Consider the following 19202-nt stretch of genomic DNA (forward strand, 5'->3'; position numbering starts at 1 on the left):
ATCTGGACGACGGTGAGGGACTCCGAATGGTGATGGCGAATAGACCCGACGAACGCGAGGATGCGCACCTGCGCATCGCGGAGCTGGTGCGCGGGCTCTACAGCCGACCCGATGCGGACACCGTGATCGCGGAGTTGGCCGAACATGCGGCCGTCGAGATCCCCGGGGCCCGGTACGCCGGTATCACGATCACCCGCAGGCCCAAGAGCGTCGAGACGCCTGCGGCAACGCATATGTACCCGATGCTGTTGGACAAGATTCAGCAGCGCCACCAGCAGGGTCCGTGCCTGACCGCGGCGTGGGACAAGAAGGTGGTTTACGTCGCCGATCTCCACACCGACGACCGTTTCCCGCTCTATCGCCGGGATGCCTTGGCGGAGACGCCAATTCGCTCAATCATGGCGTTCCAGTTGTTCATCGAGGGCGAGACGATGGGCGCGCTCAACGTCTATTCCGAGGAACCCGACGCCTTCGGTGAGGAGTCCAGAAGCCTGGGACTGGTGTTCGCCGCCCATTCGTCGGTGGCTTGGAATGCCGCGCGCCGCGACGAACAGTTCAGGCAGGCCCTGGCCAGCCGCGACACCATCGGACAGGCGAAGGGCATGATGATGGAACGCTACGGCGTCGACGCCGTCCAGGCATTCGATCTCCTCCGCAAACTGTCGCAGGACTCCAATGTGCCGCTACTCAAGATCGCCAAGGAGATCGTGGACAAGTCGCGCTCTTGAACGCGACGTTCCTTTACCGGGCGATCACCCGCGGAACCTCAGGATTCGCCGGTTCGACCCGCGGCCGCGGCACCTCGATGTTGTTCTCCTGCACCAGGACAGGGTCTCCGACCTTGACGTGGTCGAAGTACCACTCGGCGTCTGCAGGACTGAGGCTGATGCATCCGTGGCTGACGTTCTCGTGGCCCAGTGAGTTGATCGCCCACGGTGCCGAATGCACGAAGATGCCACGTCTGGTGAGCCTTACAGCCCATTCCACGTCGAGCAGGTAGCCGTCGTCCGCGGTCACCGGGATGCCGACGCTGCTCGAATCCATCTTCACTTCGCGTTCTTTGCCCAACACGGGGAACGTCCCTACCGGCGTCGGGTATTCGGGCCTGCCCATCGAGGCCGGAAAGACCCCTGGTTGACCGAAGAAGGGCCGGTGATGCGGTGAAGGCAGTTTGTCGGGCGGGACCCCGTCGATCGTGACCGTGAAGGTGTGGTCGGCGATATTGGCAACGCCCACAACCGCGGCGCCGGTGGCGATGTTCGTCTTGAAGCCGCCGACAGACAGCGCAATGGTGCTGTGGGCGGGCCAGAATTCGTCGGGCGCCCAATGGACGGTCTTGGCGTCGAGCCACTCGAACGTGCCCGTCATCGGGGGCGTCGAGGTGATGTCGAGCAACCGCTCGGCCGCATCCTTGTCGACGACGGAGTGCTTGAACGTCACGATCACGGGATGTGCGATCCCCACTACCTGACCCTCGGCAGGCAATATGGAGGCGATGGCACTTCTCACCGCCTGACTAGCTGCCGCCGCACCTTCGCCGGCCGGTCCAACGACCACACTGGTAGCGACGACAACGGCGGCGAGAACACACCGAAGTACAGCACGCAATCTTGGTGCCTCCCTTGAAATTACAACGATGTCAATAATGGTAGGGCAGCCGGAGCGCTTTAAGCTTATGAGCGCGAAGGCAATTCGATTAAGTCTCCGTCACGGTTCGGCCACAGCACCCGCCCTGCCGAGGTCAGCGCAATTCGACTGGCCGCCAATGAATTTGGCCCGGCAGCGAGACTTGCTCGCCGCCGGGCCAAACCGGAGGGCTATCCTCGGTGGACTGTCACGTCACCGGTCCTGGCGGAGTGGGCTGACCCGGGACGGGCGCTCCGGGCGCCGGTGGACGGGATGGGTCTCCCTTGCCCTTTCCGGCCAGCCCGCCCATCTCCGTGAGCGGTGCGCCGACCACGGCGGGAGCGCCGCCCACGATCGGAGCTCCGGCCACTGGCGGCACCAGCGGCGGGGGCACAAGCGGTGGCACGAGGGGCGGCGGCACCAGAGGCGGCACCAGGGGCGGAGGCACCACGGGCGGCACCAAAGGCGGCGCGATAGGAGGCGGGCCGGGAAGTGCCATCGGCACGCCGGCCATATCTGTCAGCGGAGCACAGACTGGCGCCCCGGGTGCTCCGGCAGGTGCGCCGCCCTTCGATTCCACACATTCATATCCCCCGGCCGAGGCGGCCGGGCTCAGTGCGATGGCCGCTCCGATGGCCGCACCCAACAATCCAGCCCCCACAGCTGCCGCGATGTTGACTCCTTTAAAGGTCGTCATCGACGTTGATCCCTCCACTCACGCTCACACTTTCGTTCAACCGAGGCAGCAGACCTTGCATGCCGTACCGAGGTCGCGTCCGTACGACCGCGTTAATATCAGCAGGCGGTTGTCAAGGACACGCCACGCCGCACCGCGCCGTTTCCAAATGGTGACCGCTTCGGCATGGTAGAGCCGCATTGGACGTCGGCCGCGGCCTCGATCTCCAGTCCCACCTGCGGTTCTGCCGCCCTCACCGTCGTCGCTCAGATAACGGTCAGCAGATGCATTCAAAGGGGCTTTGGTGTTTCGGGCCTGTTGACCACGGGCATCACTGTCGCGACACGTCAAGACAAGTCAGAGGTTGGTATGTGATGACGGTGGAATCGAGACCTGGCGCCGACGCGTCGGTGGGCGAGTTGATGAGCCAGTTGTCGACGCAGACGTCGCGGTTGATCCGCGACGAAATGCGGTTGGCGCAGAAGGAATTTCAGGAATCGGCCAGACATGCCGGAATCGGCGCGGGCCTGTTCAGCGTGGCGGGCCTGCTGGCCTTCTTCGGCGCGGCGACCTTGATCGCGGCGGGCGTGGCGGCGTTGTCTCTGGTACTGCCCGTTTGGGCCGCGGCGCTGATCGTCGCGGCAGTACTGTTCGTGATCGCGGGCATCGCGGCTCTGGTGGGACGGAGCCAGGCTCGGGAGGTCACACCGGCGGCGCCGAAGACCGTCGAGACGGTGAAAGCAGACATCCAAGAACTGAAGGACGCCCGGTCATGACCGCACCGAACCCTCGCCCCGAGCCCGGACCGGATGCGGGCGTCGACGACATCGAGGCCGATATCGAGCAGACCCGCCAGGAACTTGGCGAGACGGTCGAGGCGCTACAGGCCAAGTTGGATGTAAAGGCGCGCGCGAAGGAGAAGGTCGACGAGACCAAGGAGCGCGTCGTCGAGAAGGCGGACACGCTCCGGCACACCGCCACCGACAATCCGAAGCAGACAGTGCCGATCGCAGCGATCGTCGCCGTGCTCGCCGTTGTCGGGATCATCGTGTGGCGACGCAGGCGCTAGGCCCGGCCGCTACGAACCGAAGCGGAAGCGACGACCGGTGACGCGTCGCGGAAGCACGCGGATGTAGTGGTCCTTGGTGTGCGCGGTCCAGGGCAGTAATTGCGCCTTCTCGGCCTCCGCACGGTCGTCATCGTCGTGCACGGTGCGCGCGACGCCGCGCACGATGACGCTCCATCCTTCGCCGACGTTGTGATCGTCGGCTTCGAAGAGCACGTCACGGTTGACCGCAGTGCTCACCAACTTGGTGCCCTGCGCGGTGCGAAACAGGAGCGTCTTGCGCTGGACGACGAAGTTCACCGGAAAGATCTCGGGAATCCCATCTGCGCTGGTGACCAGGCGCCCCAACGACACGCTGCCCAGGAGATTCCAGCATTCACTTTCTGGAAGTATCTCGCCGGGCGGCTTCTCGTCAGACATGACGACCTGCGAACCGCGAAGTGATCACCAGAGGCATGAGTTGAGTCTAGGGAGAGGGGGCGCGACGCGCGCTAGTGAAGGGGTGGTCCCGGCTGGGTTCGAACCAGCGACCTTCCGCGTGTGAGGCGGACGCTCTCCCACTGAGCTACGAGACCGGAGAGTCGACCGAATGGCCGAACGACGTCGAAGACTAGCACGATCGAAGGTCGCACCCCGAATCCGTCAACAGGGATCAAGGGCGTCTACTTGCTGGTTCCAGCGCCACATGCGCGCGTCGGGGGTCACATGCCGCGACGACGACTCCGGACGCGGGTTTTTCGTCTCACGCGAGTCGTACCAGCTGTTTTGAGATGTGAACGGGCAGAGACGCACCGGCGAACGTCGGGATTTGTGCAGCTACACTTTGGTGGACTATCGTCGTCCTTCGCGACGGGCGACGAGTCGTTCGTGGCGCGCGGATGTAGCGCAGTTGGTAGCGCATCACCTTGCCAAGGTGAGGGTCGCGGGTTCGAATCCCGTCATCCGCTCGAAGGTGCAGTGGCATCAACCCCAGCGGTGGAGTGGCCGAGTGGTGAGGCAACGGCCTGCAAAGCCGTGCACACGGGTTCGATTCCCGTCTCCACCTCTACGAAGGTTCGGCGCGATTAGCTCAGCGGGAGAGCGCTTCCCTGACACGGAAGAGGTCACTGGTTCAATCCCAGTATCGCGCACCAGAGTTTGTGCAGGTAGACAGCCGTAGCCGATTTAGCTAGCCATAGACCCACTATGACCTCGTGGTGATACTGGCCACACACGTCAGATTGATGCGACGCGAGAAGTTGCGCTGAGCCAGGGCACTTCCTGCACAGCCGCAGCGGTTAATCCGTTTCTACGCCGTAACCACCACGAAGGTCCTTGTGCGCGGCTTTCAAGATCTGCTTGCAGAGTTCCACCAGCGCCTCGACGTCAATTTCCGACTCGTCGCCGAGTCTCTTGAGCCACGACCCTTCTTCTTCTTTGAGCTCGTCCCACTTGCGCTCCGCATAGATCGCTTGTTCGTCGGTCGGCGCCAGGTCGCCCGCCGTCTGGACGAGTCGCCTCTTGCATGCATCCAACTGTGCCAACGAGTAGCCGTGCTCACGGAACTGGCGATCCCACTCGTCGAGCATCAACTCCGTAAGGTCGCGCACCGGCTCCGCGGCATAGATCATCAACTCCGCTATTCCGTCGTCCATCCCCAGGCGTATACGGAATTCGTACAGTTGCCTGATGGCTTCAGCCCGCCGTTCGCTGAGGCTCTGTTCAGCTCCAGCGAGTTGTTCGGCTCCTCGCTTGAGGTGCAGAGTCGCTGAGATCAGACGCTTCAACGCGGCCTTCTTGTCCTCACCAGCCCGCTTCTCGTAGTCCAGGACGAGAGCGTGATCTCGTTCTTCTCTCTTGGTCCTCGCGTCGATGCGCTTGGTCCAGATCGCCACGGCCGCAGTCGATGTCACAGAGGCGAACGGCACCAACGTGCTCGTCACCGTGGTCGCCCAACTCATGTCGGTCAGTCTGCCCGACCTCGCCTGCGCACAGGGAAGGTTTCGACCTATCGTCGCTATCCGACCCGCACCTCAGCGGCGTCCCTACACCATGGCGGTGACGAACGACAGTAGCGCGAGTACCAGAACGATGATCCCCACCAGGACGCAAAAGGCGCCGGCCGCGGTCAACTTCTGGGGCCGCCCCGCGTCCTCATTCAGGATGTCGCCGACTGACGTCTTCATCCGCGCGAACAGGTCTGTCCATGAGACGCGCCGCAGACCCTCTCGGGTAGCCGCCGGCTCGCGGCCAGGCTCGTCGGGAACCGTGCCGACGCCGTTGCCGTAGAGCACCACGCCGAACAGGATCAAAACAGCTGCCGAAACCAGTAGCACCACCGCGATTGCAATCACTTGCCCCGTTCCTCACCGAGTCGAAAATCGTTCCAAGCCGAACTGCCCTCCGCGCCGACACGAGCCGTCACCCGAAGTCACTTGTGAGCGGATATCAGTAAGGCTTCCCGGTAATCGCGCGGTTGAATCGGCGTCCTCGCGACTTCGCCTGCACCTGGGCAGCAGACTTTCCACACGCCGCCACCGGGCGGACCACCCGGGCGGGAGCAACCCCGCGCCTTCTCAATCGAGGGTGTTCTGCTGTGCAGTGACGGGAAAAGGCTCGGCCGCCGTATCGCACCTACTACGCTTTGCGGAGACCGACCGGTCCTGACATCGAGGGTGGGACATGATTCGCCAACTACTCGCCGCCGCCGCGATCGCCGGCGCCGCCGTCTGCGCGGCCCCGTTCGCTTCCGCAGATGACACCGACTACCCCGACACGCCGGGCCGCTACGCCTCCGACGTGCCGGGCATGAACTACGACGCCCACCTCACCGGGCCGTGCTTCAACCTCGAGCGGTTCACCTTCGGGCGAGGGCCCGGAGGCGAAGTCCTGCAGTGCCGCTGGATCGAGAACCAGTGGCCGCCGATCCCGACCAATCAGGGCTTCTGGCAAGCCTCGTACGAACTGTTCGGCGTCCAAGACGTCGGCGCGCCCTGCCCCAAGCCCCAAGCCGCCGCGCAGACGCCCGACGGCCGCCCGATGCTGTGCCTCGGTGCGCGCGGTTGGCAGCCCGGCTTCTTCACTCGCGAAGGCTTCTTCCCGAGATAACCGTCAGGCCCGCAACGTCTCGCTCGGCGGAGTCCCGTAGGTGCGTTTGTACACGCCGCTGAACCGGCCTGCGTGAGTGAATCCCCACCGTCCCGCGATCGCCATCACGGTGTCGCTGCGCGGGTCGGCCGTTTGCAGTTCGCGGTGGGCTCGGTCGAGTCGCACACGCCGGAGGTACTCCAGCGGCGTGGTGCCCAGATGTCGCCGGAACGCGTACTGCACCGAGCGCGGCGTCACATTGACGGCAGTGGCAATATCTCTGAGTGTTATTTCCCTGTGGGCGTTCTCGTTGATGAACGTGATCGCGCGCCGCAGCAGGGCGGACTGAACGCGAGCTGGGTCCACGTGGTTGCGCATAGCAACTGGCGAATACCCCGACCGCTATGACCGAAACGACTTCCGCGACGTTTCACGTTCGGGGCATGATTTGCTGATGACTGATCGCATCGAAGTCCAGCGGACCATCGCCGCACCCGCACCCGACATCTTCGCCGTGCTGACCGACCCCCAGGGTCACGTAGCGATCGACGCGAGCGGCATGCTGCAGGACGCCGAGGGCGAACCGGTTCGCGCCGCCGGGGACAGCTTCGTCGTGCACATGGACCGCGAAGCACTCAACGACTTCCCCATGGGCAAGTACGACGTCACCGTCTCGATCCGCGACTTCGAACAGGACAGCTTGATCTCGTGGACGATTTTGGGCCGGATCCGCCCGCAGATCGGTCATGTCTACGGCTACCGCCTCGAACCCGCCGACAACGGCACGCTCGTGACGTCGTTCTACGACTGGTCGGACATCGACCAGCACTGGCGCGAGGCGGGCATCTTCCCCGTCATCTCCGAAAGCGCGTTGCGCGCGACGCTGGGCATCCTGGACCGCACGGTTCAGCGCGGATACCCGCGATCGTCAACCAACGGTTGACGACAGTCGGCCGTCAACCTAAGGTTGACGCCATGACGCGGCCCACCAAGATCACCAACCCGGTCCGGCTCGACGACCTCATCGACGTCATCAAGACCGTGCACTCCGAACCCCTCGAACAGCTCACCGACGCGGTGCTGGCGGCGGAGTCACTCGGCGAGATCGCCGACCACCTGATCGGCCATTTCGTCGATCAGGCCCGCCGCTCGGGAGCGTCGTGGACCGACATCGGTAGGTGCATGGGCGTCACCAAACAGGCCGCGCAGAAGCGCTTCGTGCCCAAGACACCCACTGACGCCGATCTTCTCGACCCCAACGCGGGCTTCGGCCGGTTCACCCCCCGCGCCCGCAACGTCGTCGTCGAGGCCCAGAACATCGCACACACAGCCGGCAATCCCGAGATCGGATCGGATCACCTCCTGCTGGCGTTGTTCAAAGACCCCGACGCCCTGGCCGCCAAACTGCTCGCCGGCCAGGGCGTCGACGCGGACGCGGTGTCGAAGGTGGTGTCGTTGCCGTCGCCGGCTGACGGGGAGCTTCCCACGCTCATCCCGTTCGACAGCGCGGCCAAAAAGGTGCTCGAGCTGACGTTCCGTCAGGCACTTCGTTTGGGGCACAACTACGTCGGGACCGAGCACATCCTGCTGGCGCTATGGGAAGCCGAGGCCGACGACGGACCGCTGCACCGCGCCGGCGTCGACAAGGACCGCTTCGAAAGCGAACTCCTCGACGCGCTGCGGGCGTTCACCAAGGACTGATCTCACACGTGTCCACCCTTCGACGTCTACATGATGTGAGGGTGCGACCGTTCGAAGACGTGGTGGCCGAGCACGGTCCGACCGTGCTGCGGGTCTGCCGCGCGGTCGTCGGTCCCGTCGACGCCGAGGACGCCTGGTCGGAGACGTTCCTGTCGGCGTTGCGCGCCTACCCGCAGTTGCCGGCCGACGCCAATGTCGAGGCGTGGCTCGTCACGATCGCGCACCGGCGCGCGCTCGACGCCGGCCGCGCGCGCTCCCGCAGACCAACGCCCACCGACTCGTTGCCGGAACGGCCCTCACCGCGCGGGGACCCCGCCTCCCGCGACCCCGATTTGTGGGACGCCTTGGCGCGACTGCCCACCAAGCAGCGCCAGGCCGTCGCCTACCACCACATCGCAGGCGTGCCGTTCGCCGAGATCGCCGCGCTGCTCGGCAATTCCCCGGACGCCGCCCGCCGCGCCGCGGCCGACGGCATCAAGACCCTGCGCAAAATCTACCGTGAGGAAAGCCGATGACCTTCAACCTTTTCGATGAACTGACCCCCGAGAACGCAACGCTCGACCGGTTGCACCGACAGCTGGAACGCGCCGCCGACGACCAGGGTGTGCTCGACGTGGCCTACCGCATGATCGACAGCCCCGTCGGCCCGCTCCTGCTGGCCGCCACCACCGTCGGACTGGTCCGCGTCGCCTTCGATATCGAGGGTCAGGACGCGGTGCTCACCCGGCTGGCGGAGGTCGTCAGTCCGCGCATCCTGCAAGCACCCGCGCGACTCGACACCGTCGCACGCCAACTCGACGAGTACTTCGCCAAGCAACGCACCGCGTTCGAGGTGCCGGTCGACCTACGGCTGGCCGCGGGCTTCCGCCGCAGCGTGATCGAACACCTCCGCGACATCGGCTACGGACAGCGGGCAAGCTATGCGCGCGTCGCCGCCGCCGTCGGCAACCCCCGCGCCGTGCGGGCGGTGGGAAGCGCGTGCGCCCACAACCCCCTGCCGGTGGTGATTCCCTGCCATCGCGTCGTGCGCTCGGACGGGACACCCGGTCAGTACGTCGGCGGCCCGCAGGCGAAGTCGACGCTTCTGAGCCTCGAGGCGGCCTGAGGCGTCGCCCTTGGGTCTGCCTGGAAGCGTCTGTAACAGGTTTCAGTCTGTGCGATCATTCGGGGATGCGTCGCTGGTTCGTGCTCCTCGTGGTCGCCATGGCGACTGCCGCCGGGATCGTCGCTGCGCCCGCATCGGCGGTGACCGCCCCGATCGGCAGGCTCGGTGACACCTTGCAAGTGAAGTTCAAGGGTTTGGTCGCCGACATCACCGTGCACAGCGTCGATCCGTCTCCCATTCCACCCGGCTTCGGCTACGCCCCGCGCCCCCCGCGCCAGCAGGTCTGGCGGGCCTGGGTGACGGTGCATTCCGTCCAGGTGCCGACGCCGTACGCGCAGTCGATCACCTACAGCTTCCGCGGCGTGACGCCGACCGGCGACAGCTACGAACCGCGCAACACCGACGCTCCGGACGCCCTGCAGGCCCAACTGACCAACGCACCCGCGGGATCCTCGGTCAGCGGCGCGGTGTTCTGGGACTGCTACCGCGACCTGGTGTCCAACGTGGTGCTGCTCGACAAGATCACCGGTGAGCACCTGGCTCAGTGGAACGTGTAGTCGCCGTTGGGCATTGACGTCACGGCGGCCGTCGACGCCGACTTGCCCGAACTCGCCGACGTCGCCGCCCGCACGTTTCCGCTCGCCTGTCCCCCGGCGGTGACTCCCGACAACGTCGCAGCGTTCGTCGAGGAGAACCTGTCGCAATCGCGCTTCCGCGACTACCTCGTCGACCCCGATCGAGTGGTGCTCGTCGCGCGCACCGCCGCTTCGATCACCGGCTACGCCATGTTGATTCGGGGTGTGCCCGATGACCCCGATGTCCAGCGCGCGGTCGAGTCCCGCCCGGCGGTCGAGGTGTCGAAGATCTATGTGCTGCCCGAGCACCACGGCTCCGGGGTGGCGACCGCGCTGATGAGCGAATCGGTGCGGATGGCCGAGGAACTGGGCGCCGCGGCGGTGTGGCTGGGCGTCAACCAGCAGAACCAGCGTGCGCAGCGGTTCTATGCCAAGCACGGATTCGCGGTCAGCGGCACGAAAACCTTCCGGTTGGGCGCGGCCATCGAGAACGACTACGTGATGGTGCGCACGTTCTAGCGGAGCCGAGTGTGGGCTCGACGCACGTGGCGGCCGCGAAAGGCGTGCGGGTAACCGACGTTCGCGATCAAAGGGGCTGCCGCGACAGCGCGAGCAACCGGGACGTCGCGCGCAGGTACTTCTTGCGGAACCCGCCGGCCAGCATCTCGTCGCTGAAAATGGTGTCGAGCTTGGCACCCGACGCCACGACCGGGATCCCCGCGTCGTACAGCCGGTCGGTCAGCGACACCAGGCGCAGGGCCACATTCTGGTCGTCGACTGTGTGCACGCCGGTGAGGAAGACCGTCGCGACACCTTCGATCAACGTCAGGTACCGCGACGGGTGCATTGTCGCCAGATGCACGCACAGTGCGTCGAAGTCGTCGAGCGTCGCACCCGGCGACCGCGCGGCGCGCTCGCGAACCTCGGCGTCCCCAAGCGGTTCGGGAGCCGGCGGCAGATCCCGGTGGCGATAGTCCGGCCCGTCGATGCGCACCGTCTCGAAGATGGATGCCAGCGTATTGATCTCCCGCAAGAAATCCTGGGCCGCGAACCGGCCCTCCCCCAGTTGCTCGGGCAGCGTGTTCGACGTCGCGGCCACCGACACACCGCGCTCGACGAGCTGTGAGAGCAACCGCGAGATCAGCGTCGTGTTGCCCGGGTCGTCGAGCTCGAACTCGTCGATGCACACCACGACGTAGTCGGCCAGCAATTCGATGCACTCGACGAATCCGAAAACGCTTGCCAGTTGGGTTAATTCGCCGAAAGTGGCGAAAGCCTTCGGTTCCGGCAATCGGTAGTACGACGAGGCCAGCAGGTGCGTTTTGCCGACGCCGAAGCCCCCGTCGAGATACAACCCGACACCGGGCAGCACCTCGCGGCGACCGAAGAGCTTCTTCTTACCCGCGCGACGCTGCTGTGCCTGATCGCAGAACCCCAGGCATGACTGCACGGCCGCGGCCTGGGACGGTTCGGCGGGATCGGGGATGTAGGTGTCGAAGCTGACGTCGGAGAAGGTGGGTGGGGGCGCGAGTTGGGCGATCAACCGGCCGGGGGTGACGTCGGGGTGGCGGTCGACGAGATGCTGCACCGCTTCGGACCCGTCCATGCACGCACCCTATCGACGTGCTGCAATCATCTTCATGCCCGATACCGCCCCTGCGGCGCAGTTCACAGTGCTCGGGCCCGACGGCGCACCGATCGACGGCACCGACGGGCGGCTCGGCGACTTCTACGCCTACCCCGCTGAGCTGCGCCGGTGCTGGGTGCGCGGCAACATGATCGCCAGCATCGACGGCGGAGCGACCGCCGGCGGCAAGACCGCGGCGCTCGGAGCGGCCGGCGACCGCAGCGTCTTCGAGCAGATGCGCTACGCCGCCGACGTCATCCTCGTCGGTGCGGCCACCGTGCGCACCGAGAACTACTCCGGCGCGCAGGTACCCGTCCCGCAGCGGGGCGCCCGGCAGGCGCGCGGCCAGGCGGAGGTGCCGCCGATCGCCGTCATCACAAGATCCGGCGACCTCGACCCCGCCGCTCGGTTCTTCACCCGCACCGACGTGCCGCCGTTGATCCTGACCTGCTCTGCGGCCTGCGACGCCACCCGCAGACGCCTCGGCGGGGTGGCCGAGGTGATCGACGCGTCGGGCCCCCGGCCCGACGAGGTTGACCCAGCGACCGCGCTGCAGGCGCTCGCCGAGCGCAAGCTGTTGCGGGTGCTCTCCGAGGGCGGCCCGCTGATCCTCAGCCTGCTCATCGAGAACGACCTGCTCGACGAGCTGTGTCTGACGGTGGCCCCGTTCCTGGTCGGCGGCAAGGCACCCCGCATCGCTTCCGGCCCTGGCGAGGTGCTGACGCGGATGCGCCCGGCGCATGTGCTGAGCGACGACGACGGCTATCTCTACACCCGCTACGTGCGGCTCGACTGAACCGCGCATCAGTACTGTGGTCGGCATGCATCGGCGTGGTCAGCTGGTTCGGCTTCTCAGCCTGGCGACCGTCGTGGCGTCCGTCGCGGCGTGTTCGCCGGGGCTGGCGGCCAATCCCCGCTTCGCCACCGACTCCGGGGCGGGGCCTCAGGGCGAGCCGGAAACGACCCAAGCCGCTGACGGCCCGCCGCCCATCGAAGCACCCAAAAACGACCTGGCGTGGCGCGACTGCACGTCGCGGGTGTTCGGCGACGCGGCCGTGCCCTCCGTGCCGGGTGTGACGCTGGACTGCGCCACCTACGACGCCGACCTCGACCCGATCAACGGTGCGTCGGGCTCGGTCAGCATCGGTGTGGTGCGCGCCCGCGGACCGCAGACCCCCCAGGACGCCGGCCCCGTGGTGATGACGACCGGCTCGGACCTGCCGTCGTCACTGCAGCTACCGGTCTGGCTGTCGCGCGCGGGTACCGATGTGCTCAACACCCACCCGATCGTCGCCGTCGACCGCCGTGGCATGGGCATGTCCGGGGCGCTGGACTGCCGCGACCTGTTCGACCGCCAGGAAATGCTCGACCAGGCGCAGTTCCAGTCCGGCGACGATCCGGTGGCGAACCTGGGCGCCATCGTGCAGACCGCGACCACAAGCTGCACCGACACCATCGCCCCCGGTGATTCGGCCTACGACAACTCCCACGCCGCCGAAGACATCGAGCGGCTGCGCAGCACGTGGGACGTGCCCACCCTCGCACTGCTGGGCGTCGGGAACGGCGCACAGGTGGCGCTCGCGTATGCCGGGTCGCATCCCAACAAGGTCGCGCGCCTGGTGCTCGATTCTCCTCTGCCGCTGGGCATTGCCGCCGAAGCCGCGATGGAGCAGCGGGTCAAGGGCGAGCAGGCCGCGCTGGACGCCTGGGCCGCGCAGTGCGCCGCGACCAACTGTGCGCTGGGCCCGGATCCCAAGGGCGCGGTGGACGCGCTGCTGTCGGCCGCACGCCAGGGCCGTGGACCCAACGGCGCCGCCGTCGCGACCGTGGCCAACGCGATCTCGACCGCGCTGGCCTACCCCCGCGGGGACCGCATCGAGTCGAGTAATGCGCTGGCAACCGCGATCGCGGCCGCACAGTCGGGTGATCCCGCGCCGTTCACCGATCTGATCGCGCGTGCCGAGAGCCTGCGGAACACCGACGGTCAGTTCGTCAACGGCTGTAGTGATTCGCTGAATCGGCCCACTCCGAACCGGGTGCGCGAATTGGTCGTGGCCTGGAACAAGTTGTATCCGCAGTTCGGCACTGTCGGTGCGCTGAACCTGGTCGATTGCCTGAACTGGCCGAGCGGTGCGACACCCCAGCAGCCCGAGAACCTCAAGATCCCTGTGCTGCTGCTCGGCACCCAGAACGACCCGATCGTCGGCAACGAGGGCGTCGCCGCGGTAGCGGCCACGGTGATCAACGCCGGGTCGGCCAACAGGCGGGTGATGTGGCAGGGCATTGGGCACGGCGCCTCGATCTACTCGCCGTGCGCGCTGCCGCCGGTCCTGGGTTACCTCGACAGCGGCAACCTGCCGGACACCGATACGTTCTGCCCTGCCTGACGCCTGACCTCGACTGCGGTCGGGTACCGTGCGGTCGTGCGCGATCTTGTGGCCAGTTCGTTGACGACGCCCTTCCGGCCCCGGACCTCCCCGCCCAGCGTTACGTCGGTGTTGAAGGTGATCCTGTGGCCGCTGGCGATCCTGTTCATCATCCACCGCAGCTACGTGCTGGCGACCAACGGCTACATCACCGACGACTACGGACCCGTCTATCGGGCGGTCGTCAATTTCAAAATGGGCTGGGACATCTACAACGAGCACTTCAACCACGTCGACCCGCACTATCTGTATCCGCCGGGCGGAACGTTGCTGATGGCGCCGTTCGGCTACCTGCCCGTCGACGCCTCGCGGTACTGGTTCATCACGTTCAACACGATCGCGATCGTGTTGGCTGCCTACTTCCTGGTGCGACTGTTTGGTTACGGCTTCCGCTCGGTCGCTCTGCCGGCTCTGCTGGCGGCGATGTTCTGCACCGAAAGTGTGATCAACACACTGGTTTTCGGCAACATCAACGGGTGCATCCTGCTGGCCGAGGTGCTGTTCTTCCGCTGGCTGCTGGACGGTAGGCGAAACCATCAATGGCTGGCGGGTGCAGCGATCGGATTGACGCTGGTGGTCAAACCGCTTCTGGCGCCGCTGTTGTTGTTGCCGCTGCTGAACCGCCAGTGGCGCGCGGTGGTCGCCGCCATCGCGGTGCCGGTGATCTTCAACGCCGCTGCATGGCCGTTGATCAGCGACCCGATGAACTTCGTCACGCGCACCGTGCCCTACATCCTCACCACGCGTGACTACTTCAACAGCTCGATCGCCGGCAACGGCATCTACTACGGTCTGCCGACGTGGCTGATCCTGTTGTTGCGCATCGCGTTTGCAGTGATCGCCGTGATCTCGCTGTGGCTGTTGTACAAGTACTACCGCACCCGCGACCCGCTGTTCTGGATGACGACGTCATCGGGCGTGCTGTTGATCACCTCGTTCCTGGTGCTGTCCCTGGGCCAGGGCTACTACTCGATGATGCTGTTCCCGTTCCTGATGACGGTGGTGCTACCGAACTCGGTCCTGCGTAATTGGCCTGCGTGGCTTGCGATCTACGGGTTCATGAGCGCCGACCGCTGGCTGCTCGGACACTGGCCCACGACGGGGCGGTTCCTCGAGTACATGAAGTTCACCTACGGGTGGGGGCTGATGCTCGTGGTGGTCTTCTCCGTGCTGTACTTCCGCTATCTGGACGCCAAGGCAGAGGGCCGACTCGACGACGGGATCGACCCGACGTGGTTGAAGAAGCCGCCGCCGACCGAGCCGGACGGTGCGGGTAAACCGGCGAGGCCCGTCGCACCGCCGATCAGCTGAAGGTGACGGCTTCGCGTTCGCCTACACCGAGGAACGGGTGCGTCGCGCAGAAAATCGCTAGCGTGGAGTCATGACCACACCGGCTCCCAAACTTCAGCTGACCGATGACGAGTGGCGCAAGAAGCTGAGCCCCGAGGAGTTCCACGTCCTGCGCGAGGCCGGCACCGAGCGCCCGTTCACCGGCGAGTACACCGACACCAAGACCGAGGGCGTCTACGAGTGCCGCGCCTGTGGCGCCGAGCTGTTCCGCAGTAGCGAGAAGTTCGAATCCCATTGCGGCTGGCCGTCGTTCTTCGACCCCGCCGACTCCGATGCCGTGATCCTGCGCACCGACGACTCGCTCGGGATGCACCGCGTCGAGGTGCTCTGCGCCAACTGCCACAGCCACCTGGGCCACGTCTTCGAGGGCGAGGGCTACCCCACTCCGACCGACCAGCGCTACTGCATCAACTCGATCTCGCTGCGGCTCAAGCCGAATTCCTGACGCGAACGAGAAGCGATGGTCGTGAATCGGCCAGGATCACGACCAGGAATGCTATTTCGGCGCCGAATAGCTACGCCGGGTAGACGGCGAACTCGGCGCGGTCCTCGGTGTCAGCGACACACTGGAACAGCAGCGGCGCGGTCATCGCGTTGCCCGAGTAGCAGGTGAACGGGCCGATGACCTGGTATTTGTCGCCGTTGAGGTCGTACTTCACGGCGTAGTCCGATGCGGTGATGCAGTCGATGTCGCCGGCCGTGATGTCGATGACCTGACCGAACCGCGGCGCACACTTTTCGCTGTCCGCCGGTTGCGCGCTGCTCGGCGCCATGGCAACCGCGCCGAACGACAGGGTGGTGGCGGCCGTCGCGGTGGCCAGGGCCTTCATCCTCATCGGACCATGATGACCGAGCGACGCCGGTTACGGCAGGCGATCGATCAACTGCTCCGCGCTGATCCGCGGACCGGTGAAGAACGGCGTCTCCTCGCGGACATGCCGCCGCGCATCCGTGGCACGCAGATCACGCATCAGGTCGACGATGCGGTGCAGTTCCGGCGCCTCGAACGCCAGAATCCACTCATAGTCGCCCAACGCGAACGCCGGGACGGTGTTGGCTCGCACGTCCTTGTAGCCGCGCGCCGCCATGCCGTGCTCGGAGAGCATGCGGCGGCGCTCATCGTCGGGCAGCAGATACCAGTCCAGCGACCGCACGAAGGGATACACGCAGATGTAGTTCCCCGGCTCCTCACCCGCCAGGAACGCCGGGATGTGGCTCTTGTTGAACTCCGCGGGACGGTGCAATGCGACGTTGCTCCACACCGGATTGCTGGCGCGACCCAAGGCGGTGGTGCGCCGGAAGTCGGCGTAGGTGGCCTGCAGCGCCTCGACGTTGTCGGCGTGTGTCCAGATCATGAAGTCGGCATCGGCGCGCATACCCGCGATGTCGTACAGGCCGCGCACCACGACGCCGCGCTCCTCCTGCTGTTTGAGGAACGTCGCGGTCTCGTCGACGACCGCGCCGCGCTCCTCTCCGAGTTCCCCGGGCCGCACGGCGAACACCGAGAACATCAGGTAGCGAAGGGTGGAGTTGAGCGTGTCGAAGTCGAGCTTGGCCATGGCTCTATCGTGCCACGCGCGTGGTGACCAGCGACGCCACCGCCCTGGTGGCCGCCGACACACACGCCGGTACGCCGATGCCGTCCAGATAACCGCCTGCGACCGCGATCGTCGGTGGCAGTCCCGAGCGCAACTCGGCGACCAACGCACCGTGACCGGGCCCGTATTGCGGCATCGCGTCGATCCACCGTTGCACGTGGTAGTCGACGGGCTCGGTCCTGACACCGAAGAGCGTGGCGAGATCCTCGGCCGCCCACATGAGCAGTTCCTCGTCGCCCACGCTGCGGGCCACGTTGTCGCCGAACCGCCCGAAGGAGAGCCGGACCAACTCGACGCTGCCCCGCTGACCCCACTTGCGCGACGTCAGCGTGACCGCCTTCGACCGCAGACGTTCACCGCCGGCCACCAACACACCGGACTGCTGTGGTAACGGCGTACCGCCCGGCAGCGCCACCGCCACCAACGCGGTCGACGCCACCGGGATGCGCGCAGCCGCGGCCGCACTTCGGGGAGCGACCTTCGCGACCAGCCGCGCCAGCCGGGGCGCAGGCACGCCGAGCACCACCGCGTCGGCGTGGTGGCGGACGCCCTCGTCGTCGACGAGTTCCCAGCCCCGTACGCCGCGGTGCAGCCCTTCCACGGTGACCTGCTGCCACTGTGCCCCGGCGCGCCGGACAAGCTCGTCGATCAGCACCCGGTAGCCGCCGTCGACCGCGCCGAAGACCGACCCGGTGACCGGCGGCGGCGCGGCGTCCCGAACAGCCTCGGTGAGGTTTCTCGCGCCGCGGTCGAGGGCCACAGCCAGCGTCGGCACCGCCGAACGAACGCCGATGGTCGCCGCGTTGCCTGCGTAGACACCGGCCAGCAGGGGTTCGACCGAACGGGTGATCACCTGCTCGCCGAACCGGTCGCCGACCAGCTCGGCAACGGACGGGTCGGCACCCGGGCGCCACGAGAACGGGCGATCGGGTTCACCGTGCATCCAGGCGATCGTCGCCTCGTCCACCAGCCCCGCCAGTGCCGACGGTTGCGCCGGTATCCCCTGCAACGTGCCGGTGGGCAGCGGATGCAGCCTTGCCTGGCTGTAGATCAGCGGACGCGCGCCGGTGGTGACGATCTGGCGGTTGGCCAGGCCCAGCTCGGCCAGCAAGGCAGGGACTTCGGGTCGACGCGCGACGAACGCCTCCGCGCCCACGTCCATCGGTTGGCCGCCGATCCGCTCGGTGCGCAACACGCCGCCGAGCCGGTCGGCGGGGTCGAACAGCGTGATCGACGCGTCGGGACCCGCGGCGACGCGCAGGCGATACGCGGCGACGAGACCTGAGATCCCTCCGCCGACAACGCAATACGATGCACTCACAGCGAATGCACCAGCGCCACCACTTCAGTGATCACCTCGGGATCGGTGGCCGGGAGCACGCCGTGCCCGAGGTTGAACACATGCCCTGCGGCGCCCGCATCGATCGCCCGCCTGCCGTCGTCGACGACCGCACGCGCGGCGCGTTCGGCCACCGGCAGGCCGGCCAGCAGCACCACCGGGTCCAGGTTGCCCTGCAACGCCGTCCCCGGGACCACCCGGGCGGCGGCGTCGGACAGCGACGTACGCCAGTCGACCCCGACCACCGCCGGGGCGCCGTGCCCGGAGGCCGCCTGCGACATCGCGCCCAGCAGTTCGGCGGTACCGACACCGAAGTGGGTCATCGGCACTCCGGCGGCGGCCAGCGTCGCGAACACCCGGGTGCTGTGCGGCAGTACATAGCTGCGGTAGTCGGCCAGCGACAGCGTCCCCGCCCATGAGTCGAACACCTGGATCGCATCGACACCCGCGTCCACCTGAACCTGCAGGAACGCGATCGTCACCTCGGTCAGCGCGGTCATCAGCGCGTGCCACGTCTCGGGTTCCCCGAGCATCATCGCCTTGGTGCGCTCGTGATTACGGCTCGGTCCGCCCTCGACCAGATAGGAAGCCAGAGTGAAGGGCGCGCCCGCGAACCCGATCAGCGGCACGTCACCGAGTTCGGACACCAGCGTCGCGACGGCCTGAGCGACCGGCGCGACCTGCTCCCGCTCCAGCGGTCTCATCGCGGCGACGTCGGCGGCGGTGCGAATCGGGTGCTCGATCACCGGGCCGACGTCGGGAACGATGTCGAGGTCGATGCCCGAGGCCCGCAACGGCACCACGATGTCGGAGAACAGGATCGCGGCGTCGACGCCGTGCCTGCGGATCGGCTGCAGGGTGATCTCGGTGATCAGCTCGGCATCGAAGCAGGCCTGCATCATCGTGTTCTTTGCCCGCAGTGCGCGGTACTCGGGCAGCGAACGGCCGGCCTGCCGCATGAACCACACCGGCACGCGGCCGGGTTTGCGGCCGCAGGTGGCGGCCAGATAGGCGGAGTCGGGCAGCTCACGGCGTGTGTTCATCGCT

Annotated in this window: 25 protein-coding genes and 4 tRNA genes; 17 read left to right on the forward strand and 12 right to left on the reverse strand. The window is 66.6% G+C overall.

Going from position 1 to position 19202, the window contains the following annotated elements:
* Positions 1-26: 26 nt before the first annotated feature.
* Positions 27-728 carry a GAF and ANTAR domain-containing protein gene (locus tag A5759_RS11175; RefSeq protein WP_156616889.1) on the forward strand — a complete coding sequence of 234 codons (702 nt, stop codon included), beginning with the start codon at positions 27-29 and terminating at the stop codon, positions 726-728.
* 13 nt (positions 729-741) lie between these two features.
* On the opposite strand, the gene A5759_RS11180 is transcribed toward A5759_RS11175, so the two are convergent.
* Positions 742-1608: a L,D-transpeptidase gene (locus A5759_RS11180; protein ID WP_068197403.1), complete on the reverse strand. Its 867-nt coding sequence runs from the start codon at positions 1606-1608 to the stop codon at positions 742-744.
* Positions 1609-1834: 226 nt separating this feature from the next.
* The gene (locus A5759_RS25645) at positions 1835-2323 is read right to left on the reverse strand and encodes a hypothetical protein (RefSeq protein ID WP_082962079.1); all 489 of its coding nucleotides are present in this window, start codon (positions 2321-2323) and stop codon (positions 1835-1837) included.
* Between the two features lie 353 nt (positions 2324-2676).
* Here A5759_RS25645 and A5759_RS11185 point away from each other — a divergent pair, with 353 nt between their 5' ends.
* Both A5759_RS11185 and A5759_RS11190 read left to right on the forward strand, forming a co-directional pair.
* Complete coding sequence (locus A5759_RS11185) at positions 2677-3078, forward strand: phage holin family protein (RefSeq protein WP_174522774.1); 402 nt, start codon at positions 2677-2679, stop codon at positions 3076-3078.
* Complete coding sequence (locus A5759_RS11190; RefSeq protein WP_068197407.1) at positions 3075-3371, forward strand: DUF3618 domain-containing protein; 297 nt, start codon at positions 3075-3077, stop codon at positions 3369-3371. The genes A5759_RS11185 and A5759_RS11190 overlap by 4 nt, the downstream gene beginning before the upstream one ends.
* Before the next feature lie 9 nt (positions 3372-3380).
* Here A5759_RS11190 and A5759_RS11195 read toward each other — a convergent pair whose 3' ends face one another.
* Positions 3381-3788, reverse strand: a complete 408-nt coding sequence (locus A5759_RS11195; protein WP_068197410.1) for a pyridoxamine 5'-phosphate oxidase family protein — start codon at positions 3786-3788, stop codon at positions 3381-3383.
* Positions 3789-3871: 83 nt separating this feature from the next.
* A tRNA-Val gene (locus tag A5759_RS11200) sits at positions 3872-3943 on the reverse strand.
* A 299-nt stretch (positions 3944-4242) separates the two neighbouring features.
* Between A5759_RS11200 and A5759_RS11205 the strand changes: the two genes are divergently transcribed.
* The 3 genes from A5759_RS11205 (at position 4243) to A5759_RS11215 (ending at position 4501) form a co-directional block, all read left to right on the forward strand.
* Positions 4243-4315 (forward strand) — tRNA-Gly (locus A5759_RS11205).
* A 27-nt stretch (positions 4316-4342) separates the two neighbouring features.
* Positions 4343-4413 (forward strand) — tRNA-Cys (locus A5759_RS11210).
* A 13-nt stretch (positions 4414-4426) separates the two neighbouring features.
* Positions 4427-4501: transfer RNA gene (locus tag A5759_RS11215), tRNA-Val, on the forward strand.
* A 144-nt stretch (positions 4502-4645) separates the two neighbouring features.
* Here A5759_RS11215 and A5759_RS11220 read toward each other — a convergent pair.
* Entirely contained in the window at positions 4646-5308 is a 663-nt protein-coding gene (locus A5759_RS11220; RefSeq protein WP_068197413.1) for a hypothetical protein, read from the reverse strand.
* An 84-nt stretch (positions 5309-5392) separates the two neighbouring features.
* The gene (locus tag A5759_RS11225) at positions 5393-5701 is read right to left on the reverse strand and encodes a hypothetical protein (protein WP_068197416.1); all 309 of its coding nucleotides are present in this window, start codon (positions 5699-5701) and stop codon (positions 5393-5395) included.
* Positions 5702-6029: 328 nt separating this feature from the next.
* On the opposite strand from A5759_RS11225, the gene A5759_RS11230 reads away from it, so the two are divergent.
* Positions 6030-6455 carry a hypothetical protein gene (locus A5759_RS11230; protein ID WP_068197419.1) on the forward strand — a complete coding sequence of 142 codons (426 nt, stop codon included), beginning with the start codon at positions 6030-6032 and terminating at the stop codon, positions 6453-6455.
* Between the two features lie 3 nt (positions 6456-6458).
* On the opposite strand, the gene A5759_RS11235 is transcribed toward A5759_RS11230, so the two are convergent.
* On the reverse strand, positions 6459-6812 hold the full coding sequence (locus A5759_RS11235; protein WP_064395337.1) for a helix-turn-helix transcriptional regulator: 354 nt from the start codon (positions 6810-6812) through the stop codon (positions 6459-6461).
* 76 nt (positions 6813-6888) lie between these two features.
* Between A5759_RS11235 and A5759_RS11240 the strand changes: the two genes are divergently transcribed.
* The 6 genes from A5759_RS11240 to A5759_RS11265 all read left to right on the forward strand — a co-directional run bounded on the left by A5759_RS11240 (position 6889) and on the right by A5759_RS11265 (position 10334).
* Entirely contained in the window at positions 6889-7377 is a 489-nt protein-coding gene (locus A5759_RS11240; protein WP_068197422.1) for a polyketide cyclase, read from the forward strand.
* Positions 7378-7409: 32 nt separating this feature from the next.
* Positions 7410-8135: a Clp protease N-terminal domain-containing protein gene (locus tag A5759_RS11245; RefSeq protein ID WP_068197425.1), complete on the forward strand. Its 726-nt coding sequence runs from the start codon at positions 7410-7412 to the stop codon at positions 8133-8135.
* A 41-nt stretch (positions 8136-8176) separates the two neighbouring features.
* Complete coding sequence (locus A5759_RS11250; RefSeq protein ID WP_068197429.1) at positions 8177-8650, forward strand: RNA polymerase sigma factor; 474 nt, start codon at positions 8177-8179, stop codon at positions 8648-8650.
* Complete coding sequence (locus A5759_RS11255) at positions 8647-9240, forward strand: methylated-DNA--[protein]-cysteine S-methyltransferase (RefSeq protein ID WP_068197433.1); 594 nt, start codon at positions 8647-8649, stop codon at positions 9238-9240. Before A5759_RS11250 ends, A5759_RS11255 begins: the two co-directional genes overlap by 4 nt.
* A 65-nt stretch (positions 9241-9305) precedes the next feature.
* Positions 9306-9797 carry a hypothetical protein gene (locus A5759_RS11260; protein WP_068197436.1) on the forward strand — a complete coding sequence of 164 codons (492 nt, stop codon included), beginning with the start codon at positions 9306-9308 and terminating at the stop codon, positions 9795-9797.
* Positions 9798-9803: 6 nt separating this feature from the next.
* Positions 9804-10334 carry a GNAT family N-acetyltransferase gene (locus A5759_RS11265; protein WP_068197438.1) on the forward strand — a complete coding sequence of 177 codons (531 nt, stop codon included), beginning with the start codon at positions 9804-9806 and terminating at the stop codon, positions 10332-10334.
* A gap of 67 nt (positions 10335-10401) precedes the next feature.
* Here A5759_RS11265 and zapE read toward each other — a convergent pair whose 3' ends face one another.
* Positions 10402-11421 carry a cell division protein ZapE gene (zapE, locus tag A5759_RS11270; protein WP_068197441.1) on the reverse strand — a complete coding sequence of 340 codons (1020 nt, stop codon included), beginning with the start codon at positions 11419-11421 and terminating at the stop codon, positions 10402-10404.
* Positions 11422-11455: 34 nt separating this feature from the next.
* On the opposite strand from zapE, the gene A5759_RS11275 reads away from it, so the two are divergent.
* The 4 genes from A5759_RS11275 (at position 11456) to msrB (ending at position 15663) form a co-directional block, all read left to right on the forward strand.
* Positions 11456-12238: a pyrimidine reductase family protein gene (locus A5759_RS11275; protein WP_156616890.1), complete on the forward strand. Its 783-nt coding sequence runs from the start codon at positions 11456-11458 to the stop codon at positions 12236-12238.
* Positions 12239-12263: 25 nt separating this feature from the next.
* Positions 12264-13829 carry an alpha/beta hydrolase gene (locus tag A5759_RS11280; RefSeq protein ID WP_068198261.1) on the forward strand — a complete coding sequence of 522 codons (1566 nt, stop codon included), beginning with the start codon at positions 12264-12266 and terminating at the stop codon, positions 13827-13829.
* Between the two features lie 36 nt (positions 13830-13865).
* Positions 13866-15179, forward strand: a complete 1314-nt coding sequence (aftC, locus tag A5759_RS11285; RefSeq protein ID WP_082962080.1) for an arabinofuranan 3-O-arabinosyltransferase — start codon at positions 13866-13868, stop codon at positions 15177-15179.
* 70 nt (positions 15180-15249) lie between these two features.
* A complete protein-coding gene (msrB, locus tag A5759_RS11290; protein ID WP_068197444.1) occupies positions 15250-15663 on the forward strand; it encodes a peptide-methionine (R)-S-oxide reductase MsrB in 414 nt (137 codons plus the stop codon).
* A 70-nt stretch (positions 15664-15733) separates the two neighbouring features.
* Here the strand turns inward: msrB and A5759_RS11295 are convergent, their stop codons facing one another.
* From A5759_RS11295 to hemE, 4 genes are read right to left on the reverse strand one after another with little or no spacing between them, the layout of a single operon-like run.
* Positions 15734-16054, reverse strand: a complete 321-nt coding sequence (locus A5759_RS11295) for a hypothetical protein (protein WP_082962081.1) — start codon at positions 16052-16054, stop codon at positions 15734-15736.
* Positions 16055-16081: 27 nt separating this feature from the next.
* On the reverse strand, positions 16082-16777 hold the full coding sequence (gene hemQ / locus A5759_RS11300; protein WP_068197451.1) for a hydrogen peroxide-dependent heme synthase: 696 nt from the start codon (positions 16775-16777) through the stop codon (positions 16082-16084).
* Positions 16778-16781: 4 nt separating this feature from the next.
* Complete coding sequence (locus A5759_RS11305; protein ID WP_068197454.1) at positions 16782-18137, reverse strand: protoporphyrinogen oxidase; 1356 nt, start codon at positions 18135-18137, stop codon at positions 16782-16784.
* Entirely contained in the window at positions 18134-19198 is a 1065-nt protein-coding gene (gene hemE, locus A5759_RS11310; protein ID WP_068197457.1) for a uroporphyrinogen decarboxylase, read from the reverse strand. Before hemE ends, A5759_RS11305 begins: the two co-directional genes overlap by 4 nt.
* Positions 19199-19202: the final 4 nt, after the last annotated feature.

Source organism: Mycobacterium sp. 852014-52144_SCH5372336, assembly GCF_001665615.1.
Taxonomy (GTDB): domain Bacteria; phylum Actinomycetota; class Actinomycetes; order Mycobacteriales; family Mycobacteriaceae; genus Mycobacterium; species Mycobacterium neumannii_A.